General features: G+C 69.9%; 14 protein-coding genes. 1 reads left to right on the top strand and 13 read right to left on the bottom strand.

What is annotated here, in order from left to right:
- The 11 genes from RT323_RS07890 to RT323_RS07940 form a co-directional block, all read right to left on the bottom strand.
- Positions 1–672, bottom strand: a 672-nt coding sequence (locus RT323_RS07890) for an NADH-quinone oxidoreductase subunit J (protein ID WP_396172150.1), incomplete at its 3' end; no start/stop codon positions are given.
- Complete coding sequence (gene nuoI / locus RT323_RS07895; RefSeq protein ID WP_313406759.1) at positions 669–1,223, bottom strand: NADH-quinone oxidoreductase subunit NuoI; 555 nt, start codon at positions 1,221–1,223, stop codon at positions 669–671. The genes nuoI and RT323_RS07890, both read right to left, overlap by 4 nt.
- Positions 1,220–2,497 (bottom strand): NADH-quinone oxidoreductase subunit NuoH, encoded by a 1,278-nt coding sequence (nuoH, locus tag RT323_RS07900; protein ID WP_313406760.1) that lies wholly within the window; start codon positions 2,495–2,497, stop codon positions 1,220–1,222. Before nuoH ends, nuoI begins: the two co-directional genes overlap by 4 nt.
- Positions 2,497–4,887 carry an NADH-quinone oxidoreductase subunit G gene (locus tag RT323_RS07905; protein WP_313406762.1) on the bottom strand — a complete coding sequence of 797 codons (2,391 nt, stop codon included), beginning with the start codon at positions 4,885–4,887 and terminating at the stop codon, positions 2,497–2,499. The genes nuoH and RT323_RS07905 overlap by 1 nt, the downstream gene beginning before the upstream one ends.
- Positions 4,884–6,194, bottom strand: coding sequence for an NADH-quinone oxidoreductase subunit NuoF (gene nuoF / locus RT323_RS07910; RefSeq protein WP_313406765.1), 1,311 nt, complete (start codon positions 6,192–6,194; stop codon positions 4,884–4,886). Before nuoF ends, RT323_RS07905 begins: the two co-directional genes overlap by 4 nt.
- Positions 6,187–6,987 (bottom strand): NADH-quinone oxidoreductase subunit NuoE, encoded by an 801-nt coding sequence (gene nuoE / locus RT323_RS07915; RefSeq protein WP_313406768.1) that lies wholly within the window; start codon positions 6,985–6,987, stop codon positions 6,187–6,189. The genes nuoF and nuoE overlap by 8 nt, the downstream gene beginning before the upstream one ends.
- An 82-nt stretch (positions 6,988–7,069) precedes the next feature.
- The gene (locus RT323_RS07920) at positions 7,070–8,401 is read right to left on the bottom strand and encodes an NADH-quinone oxidoreductase subunit D (RefSeq protein WP_313406771.1); all 1,332 of its coding nucleotides are present in this window, start codon (positions 8,399–8,401) and stop codon (positions 7,070–7,072) included.
- An 82-nt stretch (positions 8,402–8,483) separates the two neighbouring features.
- A complete protein-coding gene (locus RT323_RS07925; protein ID WP_313406774.1) occupies positions 8,484–9,197 on the bottom strand; it encodes an NADH-quinone oxidoreductase subunit C in 714 nt (237 codons plus the stop codon).
- A gap of 79 nt (positions 9,198–9,276) precedes the next feature.
- Entirely contained in the window at positions 9,277–9,831 is a 555-nt protein-coding gene (locus RT323_RS07930; protein ID WP_313406777.1) for an NADH-quinone oxidoreductase subunit B family protein, read from the bottom strand.
- Complete coding sequence (locus RT323_RS07935; RefSeq protein ID WP_313406780.1) at positions 9,831–10,190, bottom strand: NADH-quinone oxidoreductase subunit A; 360 nt, start codon at positions 10,188–10,190, stop codon at positions 9,831–9,833. The genes RT323_RS07930 and RT323_RS07935 overlap by 1 nt, the downstream gene beginning before the upstream one ends.
- A gap of 141 nt (positions 10,191–10,331) precedes the next feature.
- Positions 10,332–11,024 (bottom strand): demethylmenaquinone methyltransferase, encoded by a 693-nt coding sequence (locus RT323_RS07940; RefSeq protein WP_313406782.1) that lies wholly within the window; start codon positions 11,022–11,024, stop codon positions 10,332–10,334.
- A gap of 183 nt (positions 11,025–11,207) precedes the next feature.
- On the opposite strand from RT323_RS07940, the gene RT323_RS07945 reads away from it, so the two are divergent.
- A complete protein-coding gene (locus RT323_RS07945) occupies positions 11,208–12,455 on the top strand; it encodes an isochorismate synthase (RefSeq protein WP_313406784.1) in 1,248 nt (415 codons plus the stop codon).
- A gap of 24 nt (positions 12,456–12,479) precedes the next feature.
- Here RT323_RS07945 and RT323_RS07950 read toward each other — a convergent pair whose 3' ends face one another.
- Positions 12,480–12,860 carry a DUF3037 domain-containing protein gene (locus RT323_RS07950; RefSeq protein WP_313406787.1) on the bottom strand — a complete coding sequence of 127 codons (381 nt, stop codon included), beginning with the start codon at positions 12,858–12,860 and terminating at the stop codon, positions 12,480–12,482.
- Complete coding sequence (locus RT323_RS07955) at positions 12,857–13,618, bottom strand: HipA family kinase (RefSeq protein ID WP_313406790.1); 762 nt, start codon at positions 13,616–13,618, stop codon at positions 12,857–12,859. Before RT323_RS07955 ends, RT323_RS07950 begins: the two co-directional genes overlap by 4 nt.
- Positions 13,619–13,662: the final 44 nt, after the last annotated feature.

Consider the following 13,662-nt stretch of genomic DNA (forward strand, 5'->3'; position numbering starts at 1 on the left):
GACGGCTCCGGGGACCGAGGCGGGCAACGGCGTGCCGTCGGGCAGCAGGGCAGGGACGTCGACGGCGTTGTGGCGCGCGAAGACGCCGGGCGTCGGGGCGTTGCCCGGGTGGCGGCCGGACTCGGCGTAGTCCTGCATGCGGCGCGCCTGCAGGTCGGCCTGCGTCGGCAGGTCGACGAGCCGCTCGCGGTGCGCCAGCACCATGGCGCCCAGGACCGCGACGATCATCAGGGCGGCGGTGAACTCGAAGGCCAGGACGTACTCGGTGAACAGCAGCTCGGCCAGGCCGTGGATGTTGCCGTTCTCATTGGCCGCGCCGAGGCCGACGACCGCGGTCGAGACCGACTGCGCGACCGCCAGGGCCAGCACGCAGGCGAAAAGCAGGCCCACGATCGCGGCGGCGACGCGCTGGCCCTTGATCGTCTCGACGATGGACTCGGACGTCTCGACACCGACCATCATCACGACGAAAAGGAACAGCATCATGATCGCGCCGGTGTAGACGATGATCTGCACCGCGAACAGGAACGGAGCACCCTGCGCCGCGTACAGCATCGCGAGGCAGATCATCACGACGACGAGGCTGAGGGCCGCGTGCACCGCCTTGCGGGCGAGGATGAGCCCCATCGCCGCCACCACCATGATGGGAGCGAGGATCCAGAAGGCGGTCACGCTGTCGCCTCCGGGCCGCTCGTGGTCTCGACGATCGGCAGCGACTTGCCGCGGTAGTAGTCATGGTGGTCGTCGCTGATCATCTGCTCGTGCGGCGGCTCGACCATGCCGGGCAGCAGCGGCGCCAGCAGGTCGGACTTCTCGTAGATCAGGTCGGCGCGGTTGTCGTCGGCCAGCTCGTACTCGTTGGTCATCGTGAGCGCGCGCGTCGGGCACGCCTCGATGCACAGGCCGCACAGGATGCAGCGCAGGTAGTTGATCTGGTAGACGCGTCCGTAGCGCTCGCCGGGACTGAAGCGCTCGTCCTCGGTGTTGCTGGCACCCTCGACGTAGATCGCGTCGGCCGGGCAGGCCCACGCGCACAGCTCGCAGCCGACGCACTTCTCGAGGCCGTCGGGCCAGCGGTTGAGCTGGTGCCGGCCGTGGAAGCGCGGAGCCGTGGGCAGCTTCTCGAACGGGTACTTCTCGGTGACCGGCTTGCGGAACATCGTCCGGAACGTCACGCCGAATCCGGCGATCGGGTCCCAGAGGGTCTCCTTGATCGTGCTCATCGCTCTCCCCCATCCGTGGGCTGCGAGGTGGTGGTCGTGGTGGTGGCGGCCGCGGCCTCGCGCTGCGACGGCAGCGGCGGGACCGGGTAGCCGCCGGCGAACGCGTCGAACTCCAGGGGCTCGTCGGGCTCGATCTCGTCCTCGTCGTCCTTCGTGGGCAGCAGGAAGGTGACGATCAGGAAGATGCCCGCGATGCCCGCGGCGACGATCATCGCCGTCTGGTCGAGCATCCCCTCGAGCTGCGCCTTGCGGATGAACGCCAGGGCGACGATCCACCCCAGCGCGACCGGGATCAGCCACTTCCAGCCAAAGTGCATGAACTGGTCGTAGCGCATGCGCGGCAGCGTGCCGCGGAGCCAGACGAACAGGAAGATGAACGCGAGCGTCTTGCCGAAGAACCACAGGACGGGCCAGTAGCCCTCGTTCGCGCCCTCCCAGACCTGCGCGATCCCGAAGGGAGCGCGCCAGCCGCCGAGGAACATCGTGGTGGCCAGCGCCGAGACGGTGACCATGTTGATGTACTCGGCCAGGAAGAACATCGCGAACTTGAACGACGAGTACTCGGTGTGGAAGCCGCCGACCAGCTCGCCCTCGGCCTCGGGGAGGTCGAACGGCGCACGGTTGGTCTCGCCGACCATCGCGATGACGTAGATGATGAACGACGGCAACAGCGGGATGAAGAACCAGACGTCCTCCTGCGCCGCGACGATCTCGGACGTGGACATCGAGCCGGCGTAGATGAAGACCGCGATGAGCGACAGGCCCATGGCGACCTCGTAGCTGATCACCTGGGCGCTGGAGCGCAGGCCGCCGAGCAGGGCGTAGATCGAGCCGGAGGACCAGCCCGCCAACACGAGGCCGTACACGCCGATCGACGTCACCGCGAGGATGTAGAGAACCGCGACGGGCAGGTCGGTCAGCTGCAGCGGCGTCTCGTGGCCGAAGAAGTTGACGACGGGGCCGAACGGGATGACCGCCCACGCCAGGAACGCCGGGACCACCGCGATGATCGGCGCGACGTAGTAGACGATCTTGTCGGCGGCCTTGGGGAAGATCTCCTCCTTGAGGCCCAGCTTCACGCCGTCGGCGAGGCTCTGCAGCAGGCCGAACGGTCCGTTGACGTTGGGACCGATGCGGTGCTGCATCCGGGCCACGACACGGCGCTCGAACCAGATGTTGAACAGCGTGTAGAGCACCAGGAAGACGAAGATCAGCAGTGCCTTGACGGCGACCACCCACCCGGGATCGTTGCCGAACAGCTCGTCGAGACTCATCAGGCCTCCCCTCCCGACAGACTCACCCGGGCACCGAAGCCGACGCCGAGCGCGGCACCCAGGTGGACGCCGGAGTTCGTGGGGGCCCAGACGACGCCGTCGGGCATGAACGCCGCCTCGGCCACGAAGCTCGCCGAGCCCGAGGGGCCGGTGAGCGTGGCGCGGTGCCCCGGCTGGACGCCGAAGGCGGTCAGCGTCGCCTCGCTGGCGCGCAGGACGGGCTCGCGCGCGGTGAGTCGGTAGGCCTCGGCGCCGTCCTGCAGCCGGCCGTCGTCGACGAGCAGCTTCCAGGTGTCGAGGACGACCTCCTGGGCGACGGCCTTCGCCGCGACCGGCTTGCGGGGGCGGAACGAGGTCCGCTTGCCGTCCCACGGACCCAGGTCGTGCCACTCCGCGCGGGCCTCGTCGGTGGTGCGGACGTCGATCGGGCGGCCGAGCTCCTCGGCGATGCCGGCCAGGACGCGCACGTCGGTCAGCGCCGGCGACTCGAACAGGACCTTGTCGAAGGGACGCAGGCGACCCTCCCAGTTGATGAAGGTGCCGGCCTTCTCGACCGGGGGCGCCACGGGCAGGACCACGTCGGCCATCGCCGTGACGGCCGACTCGCGCACCTCGAGGCTGACCAGGAAGTCGACCGAGCGCAGCGCATCGCGCGCAGCGGCCGGATCGGCCAGGTCGTCGAGGTCGACGCCGCCGACCACGAGGGCACCGAGCTCGCCGCTGGCGGCCGCCGCGATGATCGCGTCCGTGTCGAGACCGGCGGTGTCGGGCAGGCTGGAGACCCCCCACGCCGCCGCGACGTCGGCCCTGGCCTCGGCCGAGGCCACCGGACGGCCGCCGGGCAGAAGCGAGGGCAGGCAACCGGCATCGAGCGCGCTGCGGTCGCCCGCGCGACGCGGCACCCAGGCCCACCGGGCTCCGGACTCGGTGGCCTTGGCCGCGACCGCGGACAGGGCGCCCGGGACCGTGGCGAGGCGCTCGCCGGCGAGGATCACCGTGTTCGGCCCGAGCTCCAGCTCGGCGAGCGCCGCGGCCTCCTGACCGGGAACCGTGGGCACCAGGGTGCCGTTCATCTTGGTGAGGCCTCGCGTCGTGTGGGTGCCGATCGCCATGAGCTGCACCCCCTGACGGCTGGCCTTGCGCAGGCGCAGGAAGAGCGTGCCGGCCTCGTCCTCGGGCTCGAGGCCCACGAGCACGACCGAGGCCGCGCGCTCGAGGTCCGCGAAGCTGACGTCGACCGGCGTGCCGGCGACCTTGGCCGCGAGGAACTCCGTCTCCTCCTGGGAGGTGGCGCGGGCGCGGAAGTCGATGTTGTTCGTGCCGAGCGCGATCCGGGCGAACTTCGCGTAGGCGTAGGCGTCCTCGACCGTGAGTCGACCGCCGGTCAGGACGGCCTTGCCCGCGGCGGCGGCCAGGCCGCGCGCCGCGACGGCGAGCGCGCCGGGCCACGACGTGGGCTCGAGCTCACCGGTCTGCGGGTTGCGCACCATGGGGACCGTGAGGCGGTCCTCCTGACGCGACCACGTGAACGCGAAGCGGTCCTTGTCGGTGATCCACTCCTCGTTGACCTCGGGGTCGTCGCCGGCGAGGCGGCGCATGACCTTGCCGCGGCGGTGGTCGACGCGGATCGCCGCGCCCGACGCGTCGTGCTCGGTGATCGAGGGGACGCTGATCAGGTCGAACGGACGCGAGCGGAACCGGTACTCGGCGCTCGTGAGCGCGCCCACCGGGCAGATCTGGATCGTGTTGCCGCTGAAGTACGAGCCGAACGGCGCGTTCTCGGCGATGCCGATCTGCTGGGAGGCGCCGCGCTCGAGCAGCGCGATGAACGGATCGCCGGCGATCTCGGACTGGAAGCGAGTGCAGCGCTGGCACAGGACGCACCGCTCGCGATCGAGCAGCACCTCCGAGGACAGCGGGACCGGCTTGGGGAACAGGCGCTTCGTCTCGATGAAACGCGACTCGGCCGCGCCGTGCGAGAGGGCCTGGTTCTGCAGCGGGCACTCGCCGCCCTTGTCGCAGACGGGGCAGTCGAGCGGGTGGTTGGCCAGCAGGAACTCGAGGATGCCCTCCTGGGCCTTCTCGGCGACCGGCGACGTGACCTGCGTCTTCACGACCATGCCGGCGCCGACCTCGAGCGTGCACGAGGCCTGCGGCTTGGGCATCGGGCGTCCGTTGCCGGCGTCCGGGACCTCGACGAGGCACTGGCGGCAGGCGCCCACCGGGGCCAGCAACGGGTGGTCGCAGAAGCGCGGGATGTCAGTGCCGATCAGCTCGGCGGCGCGGATCACCAACGTGCCCTTGGGCACGCTGACCTCGACGTCGTCGATCGTCAGGGTGACGAGCTCGACGGGCGTCGTGTCGGTGGCGTTCGGCTCGGTGACCGTCATCGGGCACCCTCCTTCGCGAACAGGGTGGACGCCGAGGGCGGGAACATCTCGCTGCTCGGCGTGGTCATGCCCGCCTCGAACTCCTCGCGGAAGTACTGGATGGCCGACGTGATGGGGCTGGTGGCACCGTCGCCGAGGGCGCAGAAGGCACGGCCCAGGATGTTGTCGCACAGGTCGAGCAGCAGCTCGATGTCACCGGGCTGGCCCTGTCCCGCGTCGAGGCGGCGCAGCGTCTGGGCGAGCCACCACGTGCCCTCTCGGCACGGGGTGCACTTGCCGCAGGACTCGTGCTTGTAGAACTCGGTCCAGCGCAGGACGCAGCGCACGACCGACGTGGTCTGGTCGAAGATCTGCAGGGCGCGCGTGCCCAGCATGGAGCCGACGCCGCTGACGCCCTCGAAGTCCAGGGGCACGTCGAGGTGCTCGGCGGTGAGCAGCGGGGTGGACGAGCCGCCCGGGGTCCAGAACTTGAGCTCGGAGCCGGGACGCATGCCGCCGCCCAGGTCGAGCAGCTCTCGCAGCGTGATGCCGAGCGGGGTCTCGTACTGGCCCGGCCGGGCGACGTGGCCCGAGAGGCTGAAGATGCCGTGGCCCTTGGACTTCTCGGTGCCCATCGAGGCGAACCAGTCCGCGCCACCGGCGATGATGCCCGGGACGGACGCGACCGACTCGACGTTGTTGACGACGGTGGGCGAGGCGTACAGGCCCGCGACGGCCGGGAACGGCGGTCGCAGCCGCGGCTGCCCGCGGCGACCCTCGAGGGAGTCGAGCAGCGCCGTCTCCTCGCCGCAGATGTACGCGCCGGCTCCGGCGTGGACGACCAGGTCGAGGTCGTAGCCGCTGCCGTGGATGTCGCGGCCCAGGTGGCCCGCCTCGTACGCCTCGCGCACGGCTGCGCGCAGGCGGCGGATGACGTGCAGGACCTCGCCGCGGACGTAGATGAACGCGGTGTGCGCGCGGATGGCGCGCGACGCGATGATGACGCCCTCGACCAGCACGTGCGGGTTGGCCATCATGAGCGGGATGTCCTTGCAGGTGCCCGGCTCGGACTCGTCGGCGTTGACCACGAGGTACTTCGGGTTCGGGTTGTCCTGCGGGATGAATCCCCACTTCATGCCCGTGGGGAAGCCGGCGCCGCCGCGACCGCGCAGGCCGGCGTCCTTGACCTCCTCGATGATCGCGTCGGGATCCATCGTGAGCGCCTTGTCGAGCCCGCGGTAGCCGCCGCGCGCCGTGTAGGCGTCGAGCGTCCAGGCGCGGTCGTCGGCCCAGTTGGCCGTGAGGACCGGGGTGAGCACGTCAGTCATCGGTGGCCTCCGTCTCCTCGCTGCGCACGTCCGTGGGGGACTGCTCGATCACGGTCTCGGACTCGGCCCGGCGGGTGTCGGCCTCGGCCGCCGCCTGTCCCTCGGACTCGCGCCCGGCCTCGGGGCCGGACGCGTCCAGCGGGGGCGCCTTCCAGCCACGCTCGTTGGCGATCTCGAGACCGGCCAGCGACGCTCCGGCCGCCGCGGGACCCTCGTCGACGAGGCCGTCCTCGAAGCCGCCGATGACCCGCTCGGCCTCGCGCCAGGACGTGATCGTCGCGCCGCGGGTGGACTGCACGGTCTCGCCGGCGCGGAGCTGGTCCACGACCTCGATGGCCGATTCGGGCGTCTGGTTGTCGAAGAACTCCCAGTTGACCATCATCACCGGCGCGAAGTCGCAGGCGGCGTTGCACTCGACCCGCTCGAGGGTGACCTGTCCGTCCTCGCTGGTCTCGTCGTTGCCGACGTCCAGGTGGCCGCTGAGCCGCTCGAAGATCTCGTCGCCGCCCATGACGGCGCACAGGGTGTTCGTGCAGACGCCGACGTGGTGCTTGCCCATCGGGCGGCGCTTGTACATCGTGTAGAAGGTCGCGACGGCGCTCACCTCGGCCTCGGTGAGGCCCAGGATGCGCCCGCAGACCTCGATCCCCTCGGCCGTGACGCGCCCCTGCTCGGACTGCACGAGGTGCAGCATCGGCAGCAGCGCACTGCGCGACTGCGGGTATCGCCCCGCCAGCTCGTGCAGCTCGGCGATCGTCGTCTCGGAAAGCCCCTCAGAGATTTGCTCGGTCACGATCGACCACTCCCGTCACCACTCGCAGCAACCATGGTTCTTGAACGGCGACCATGGTCGACGTTCGTGTCATCAGCAGGCATCAGCGATCCACTCCACCCATGACCGGGTCGATGGAGGCGACCGCGACGATGACGTCCGAGAGCATGCCGCCCTCGCTCATCGCCGAGACGCCCTGCAGGTTCACGAAGGACGGGTCACGGAAGTGCGCGCGGTAGGGGCGCGTGCCGCCGTCGGAGACCAGGTGGCACGCGATCTCGCCCTTGGGCGACTCGATCGCGAAGTACGCCTGGCCCGACGGGACGCGGAAGCCCTCGGTCACCAGCTTGAAGTGGTGGATCAGCGCCTCCATGGACTCGCCCATGATGTGCTTGATGTGCTCGGGCGAGTTGCCCTGGCCGTCGGCCCCGATCGACAGCTGCGCCGGCCACGCGATCTTCTTGTCCTCGATCATGACCGGCTGGCCGGCAGTGGACCCGAGTCGGTCGATGCACTGCTCGACGATGCGCAACGACTGCCACATCTCGTCCTGGCGGATCATGAAGCGGCCGTAGGCGTCGGGCTCGTCGCGCGTGACGACGTCGAAGTCGTACGTGTCGTAGCCCCAGTAGGGCTGCTTCACGCGCAGGTCCCAGTCCATGCCGGTCGAGCGCAGGATCGGTCCGGTGATGCCCAGCGCCATGACGCCGGACAGGTCGAGCCGGCCGACCTTCTGCAGCCGGCCCTTGAAGATCGGGTTGGCGTTGCAGAGCGCGGCGTACTCGGGGAGCCGCTTCTTCAGCAGGGCCACCAGGTCGCGCAGCTGCTCGACGGCACCGTCGGGCAGGTCCTGAGCCAGGCCGCCCGGCCGGAAGTACGCGTGGTTCATGCGCAGGCCCGTGATGAGCTCGAACGCCTTGAGGATCTCCTCGCGGTCGCGGAACCCGCAGGTCATGACGGTCAGCGCGCCGATCTCCATGCCGCCGGTCGCGATCGCGATCAGGTGGCTGGAGATGCGGTTGAGCTCGAGCATCAGGACGCGGATGACCTGCGTGCGCTCGGAGATCTGGTCCTCGATGTCCAGCAGGCGCTCGATCGCGCCCACGTAGACCGCCTCGTTGGAGAACGGGGCGACGTAGTCCATGCGGGTGCAGAACGTGACGCCCTGGGTCCAGTTGCGGAACTCCATGTTCTTCTCGATGCCGGTGTGCAGGTAGCCGATGCCGGCGCGGGCATCGTGGACCTGCTCGCCGTCGATCTCGAGGATCAGGCGCAGCACGCCGTGCGTGGACGGGTGTTGCGGGCCCATGTTGATGACGAGGCGATCGCCCTCGAGCGAGTCGGCCTGGATCGTGTCCCAGTCGCCGCCGGTGACGTTGAAGACCTGGCCCGAGGTCGACTCGGAGGTGCCTGCATACGGGTCGGTGGTCACCATCAGGAGTAGCTCCTTCCCCGCGAGCGGAGCGAGCCAGAAGGCAGAGTGTCCCTGACGATCGCTTGGGTCGTTGTCGTGCGCATCATGAGTAGCTCCGGCGGTTGTCAGGCGCGGGGATGAATCCGCCCTTGAACTCGACGTCGACGCCGCCCAGCGGGTGGTCCTTGCGCTGGGGGTGGCCGGCCCAGTCGTCGGGCATCAGGATGCGCGTGAGGTGCGGGTGGCCGTCGAAGACCAGGCCGAACATGTCCCACGTCTCGCGCTCGTGCCAGTCGGCCGTCGGGTAGACGCTGACGACGCTGGGAACGTGCGGGTCGGTGTCGGGACACGTGACCTCGAGGCGGATCCGGCGGTTGTGCGTCATCGACAGCAGGTGGTAGACGGCGTGCAGCTCGCGGCCGGCGTCGCCGGGGTAGTGCACGCCGCTGACGCCGCTGAAGAACTCGAAGCGCAGGCCGGCGTCGTCACGCAGGTGCCGTGCCGCCTGCAGCAGCAGCTCGCGGCGGATGAAGAACGTGATCTCGCCGCGATGGACGACGACCTTCTCGATCGCGTCGGCCAGGCCCTCGCCCGCGGCGAGCCGCTCGGCGACTTCGTCGAACCAGCCGCCGTACGGAGCTGTGCTGGCTCCGGGCATGACGACCGGGCGGCGCAGGCCGCCGAAGCCGCTGGTGTCACCCGTGCCGTGCACGCCGAAGGAGCCCTCGCGGACCTCGACGACCTCGAGCTCGGTGGCGTCGCCCTTGAGCAGGTCCACCCGCGTCTCGTGCGAGCCGTCCTGGGTCTCGTCGCTCATCGCGGCACCGCCTTGAAAAAAGAACCGTAGGACGATGCCGCGATTCGGGGCATCGAATCGTTCGCTCGCTGGCGCTCGCTCATCGCAGGAGTCCCGTCTGTGCGGCGGTGGGCAGGGCGGCCAGTGCGGCCGCCTCCTGCTCCTTGATCTCGGCGTTGCGATCGGCACCCAGCTGCGTGTGCTGGATCTGGTCGCGCAGCTTGAAGATCGCGTCGATCAGCATCTCGGGACGCGGCGGGCAGCCCGGCAGGTACATGTCGACCGGCACGACGTGGTCGACGCCCTGGACGATCGCGTAGTTGTTGAACATGCCACCCGAGCTGGCGCACACGCCCATCGCGAGCACCCACTTGGGACCGGGCATCTGGTCGTAGATCTGGCGCAGGACGGGAGCCATCTTTTGGCTCACACGACCGGCGACGATCATCAGGTCGGCCTGGCGCGGGGAAGGCCGGAAGACCTCCATGCCGAAGCGACCCGAGTCGTAGCGCGGTGCGCCGAACGTCATCATCTCGATGGCGCAGCAGGCGAGGCCGAACGTGGCCGGCCAGAACGACGCCTTGCGGAAGTAGCCGGCCAAGCCCTCGACCGTCGAGAGCAGGACGCCACTGGGGAGTTTTTCCTCGAGGCCCATCAGGTCCAGTCCATTCCCCCGCGCCGCCACTCATAGACGTACGCGATCGTGATGTTGAGCAGGAAGAGCATGACCGCGAAGAACGCGAACCAGCTGAGCTCGTCGAAAGCGACGGCGAACGGGAGCAGGAACACGATCTCGATGTCGAAGACGATGAACATCATCGCCGTGAAGAAGTACTTGATCGTCACCTTGCCGCCGCCCTCGGGCAGCGGGCTGGGCTCGATGCCCGACTCGTAGCGGTCGAGCTTGGCGCGGTTGTAGCGCGATGGTCCCGTGAAGGGCGCGATGCCGACGCTGAACAGTGCGAACGCGAACGCCAGCCCACCCAGCACCAGAATCGGGATGTACTCGTTCACGGCACCTCCAGCCACCCTCGAGAGAACTTTGTGAAGATCTTCACACGCACAACTGACATCACTCTAAAACCCCCACGGGGAACTGTGTGAGTAAGGGCACACTAAGTGTCGGCGCGGCCGGGACCGCCGAGAAACGAGCCGTCAGGCGGGGCGTTCGGCGCTGTGCAGCGCCACGATCCCGCCGGTGAGGTTGTGCCACGAGACGGGGCCCCAGCCGGCCTCGGTCATCCGCACGGCCAGCCCACGCTGATCGGGCCACGAGCGGATCGACTCGGCGAGGTACACGTACGACTCGGGGTTGGACGACGTGCGGCGCGCGATCGACGGCAGCGCGCGCATCAGGTAGTTGGAGTAGACGGTCTCGAACGGCTTCCACGTCGGGGTCGAGAACTCGCACACGACGATCCTGCCTCCTGGGCGGGTCACGCGGAGCAGTTCGCGCAGGCCCTGGAGCGGATCGTGGATGTTGCGCAGCCCGAACGAGATCGTGACGGCGTCGAAGACCCCGTCCGCGAACGGCAGGTGCATGCCGTCGCCCGCGGTGAAGCTCAGCCCCGGGAACTGGCGCTTGCCGACCTCGAGCATCCCGATCGAGAAGTCGCACGGGACGACGAAGGCGCCCGCGTCGGCGAACGGCGCGCTCGACGTGCCCGTGCCGGCCGCGAGGTCGAGGATGCGCTCGCCACGCTGCGGAGCGATCGTCTCGACGACCTTCGTGCGCCAACGGCGGTCCTGGCCCATCGAGAGGATGTCGTTCGTCAGGTCGTACCGCTCGGCCACCGTGTCGAACATCCGCGCGACGTCACGGGGGTCCTTGTCCAGCCCTGCTCTCATCTGGCCACCTTCTCACGGCACCTCCGACACGGGGCTCGCGTGGTCTGGCAGTTTCCCCGGTTAAGTGGGTTTCCTGGCACTTCTCGAGGATCGCAACCCTCGAGAAGTGCCAGCTTTCCTACTTAACCGGGGAAACCGACAGCCCGCCCAGCCCCTTGATGACCGCCCAGTAAGGTGGATCGGGTGAGCACGCTGGCGACCGATGGGCAGGCCGAACCCCTCGTCGTTCGCTCCCGCGAGATCCCCGATCCGGGCGACCTGCTGGCGCTGCTGCCCGCCACACCCGACGCCGTTGCGTGGGTCCACGGCGGCGACGGACTCGTCGGCTGGGGTCGCGCCGCGACGTTCAACCCCGACGGCGGCGACCGGTTCGACGGCGCCGACGACTGGTGGGCCGGGATCGTCGACTCGGCCGTCGTGCGCGACGAGCCGGGCCTGCCGGGTAGCGGCCTGGTCGCCTTCGGCAGCTTCACGTTCGCCGACGCCCCCGGCTCGACGCTCGTCGTGCCCGAGGTCGTGGTGGGACGCCGCGACGGCCGCAGCTGGGTCACCACGATTGGTCGATCACTGAGCCCCTCCCCCGCCCTGTCCCCGTCCACGCCCGAGTCGCCCGCCGGCTCCCGCTTCGTCGACGACGCCACCCGCCGCTCGACCTGGTCGGACACCGTCGACCGCGCCGTGCGGCGGATCCAGTCCGGCGACCTCGACAAGGTCGTCCTGGCCCGCTCGGTCGAGGCCGAGTTCGACGCGCCCCTGGACGTCCGCTCCCCGCTGGGCCGGCTCGCCGCGGGCTATCCCAGCTGCTGGACCTTCCACGTCGACGGCTTCTTCGGGTCCACCCCCGAGATGCTCGTGCGCCTGCAGGGCGGACTGGTCACCTCGCGCGTGCTGGCCGGCACGATCCGCCGGACCGGTGACGACGCACGCGACCTGGGACTCGCCGCGTCGCTCGCGCGCTCCAGCAAGGACCTCGAGGAGCACGAGTACGCGGTGCGGTCGGTGGCCGACGCGCTGGCTCCGCACTGCACCGGCATGAACGTGCCCGAATCGCCGTTCGTGCTGCACCTGCCCAACGTGATGCACCTGGCCACGGACGTGACGGGCGTGCTGAGCGAGGACGCCGGCGTCCTGTCACTCGTCGCCTCGCTGCACCCGTCCGCCGCCGTCGGAGGCACGCCGACCGCCGAGGCCGTCCGCCTCATCGCCGAGATCGAGGACCTCGACCGTGGGCGCTACGCCGGCCCGGTCGGTTGGATCGGCGCCTCGGGCGACGGCGAGTGGGGCATCGGCCTGCGGTCGGCCCAGCTGTGCGCCGACGGCCGCACGGCGCGCATGTACGCCGGCTGCGGCATCGTGGCGGACTCCTCCCCCGCCGACGAGCTGGCCGAGGCCGACGCCAAGCTCATCCCGGTTCGCGACGCCCTGCGCTGAGGGCGCGTCCGCCTTCTCGCGGACTCAGCCCACGAGCTGCGACCTCAGCCGCGCCAGCGCCGCCGCGGGGTCCTCGGCGACTCCGCCGTGGACCGGTCCGGGCTGGACGACGGTCGACTTGGGCGCCTTGAGGAAGCCAAACCGCTGGGTCAGCGAGCGGGTCGAGGCCGTGCCGCCGCGCTCGTCACCGGCGCACACGCCACTCACGAACTCCAGCGCGGCACAGACGCGGTCCAGGTCCAGACCCGGCGCGAACGCCGCGAGCCGCTGACGGTCGACGTCCCACTCGACGGCCAGGAACTCGGCCTCCTGGCAGTAGAGGAGGACGCCGACATTGACGAACTCCTCGCGGTCGGGTCGAGGCACGCATCGCAGGACGACGTACTGGTAGGCCAGGGCACTCATGCGTCCACCTCCGGGAGCCACGTCGTACTGCCCAACCGTGCGTCGAGGAAGTCGACGTACGCCTCGCGCAGGGCCTGTGGCGTCGTGTCGGGCGTCGAGGCCAGCCACTCGTCGGGAACCTCGGCCACGACCTCCTCGAAGACCCCTCGCGTGAGGACCCGGCGCGCCCGGGCGTCCGCGTCCGCCACCTGGGCGAGGTGCGGGCGGAGCACGTGGTCGGAGGGGTCCCAGGGCTGGACCGCGAAGCGGGCGGGATCGGTGACCGCGTTGCTCCACGCGTGGTGGAAGTAGAGCGACGCTCCGTGGTCGATGACCCAGACGTCGCCGTGCCACACCAGCAGGTTCGGGTTGCGCCAGCTGCGGTCCACGTTCGCGGTGAAGGCGTCGAGCCACAGGATCATGCCGTGGTCGGTGGCGCCGGCTGCGACGTCACCGTCGAACCCGAAGGACCCGGGCAGGAAGTCGACCCCGAGGTTGAGCCCGATGCTGGCGACCAGCAGGTCCTGCACCTCCTCGTCGGCCTCGTAGCGGGCGATGTCGCGGTCGAGCTCGAGGGCCACGAGGCGCGGCGTGCGCAGCCCCAGTCGCGTGGCGAGGCCGCTCACGATGACCTCGGCGACCAGGACGCGCACGCCTTGGCCGGCTCCGGAGAACTTGCAGACGTACGTGCCCAGGTCGTCGGCCTCCACCACGCCGGGCAGGCTGCCGCCCTCGCGCAACGGGGTGACGTACCTGATCACCTTCGTCCGGTCGATCACTCGACCTCCCCCAGCATCGCCGGGTCGACCATCGTCTCGTCAGC

Origin of the sequence: Aeromicrobium sp. (assembly GCF_032084975.1) — a bacterium.
Taxonomy (GTDB): Bacteria; Actinomycetota; Actinomycetes; order Propionibacteriales; family Nocardioidaceae; genus Aeromicrobium.

Coding starts and splice junctions, on each gene's coding strand:
- nuoI (WP_313406759.1), bottom strand. CDS start 1,223: ATGAGCACGATCAAGGAGACCCTCTGGGACCCGATCGCCGGATTCGGC.
- nuoH (WP_313406760.1), bottom strand. CDS start 2,497: ATGAGTCTCGACGAGCTGTTCGGCAACGATCCCGGGTGGGTGGTCGCC.
- RT323_RS07905 (WP_313406762.1), bottom strand. CDS start 4,887: ATGACGGTCACCGAGCCGAACGCCACCGACACGACGCCCGTCGAGCTC.
- nuoF (WP_313406765.1), bottom strand. CDS start 6,194: ATGACTGACGTGCTCACCCCGGTCCTCACGGCCAACTGGGCCGACGAC.
- RT323_RS07920 (WP_313406771.1), bottom strand. CDS start 8,401: ATGGTGACCACCGACCCGTATGCAGGCACCTCCGAGTCGACCTCGGGC.
- RT323_RS07925 (WP_313406774.1), bottom strand. CDS start 9,197: ATGAGCGACGAGACCCAGGACGGCTCGCACGAGACGCGGGTGGACCTG.
- RT323_RS07930 (WP_313406777.1), bottom strand. CDS start 9,831: ATGGGCCTCGAGGAAAAACTCCCCAGTGGCGTCCTGCTCTCGACGGTC.
- RT323_RS07940 (WP_313406782.1), bottom strand. CDS start 11,024: ATGAGAGCAGGGCTGGACAAGGACCCCCGTGACGTCGCGCGGATGTTC.
- RT323_RS07950 (WP_313406787.1), bottom strand. CDS start 12,860: ATGAGTGCCCTGGCCTACCAGTACGTCGTCCTGCGATGCGTGCCTCGA.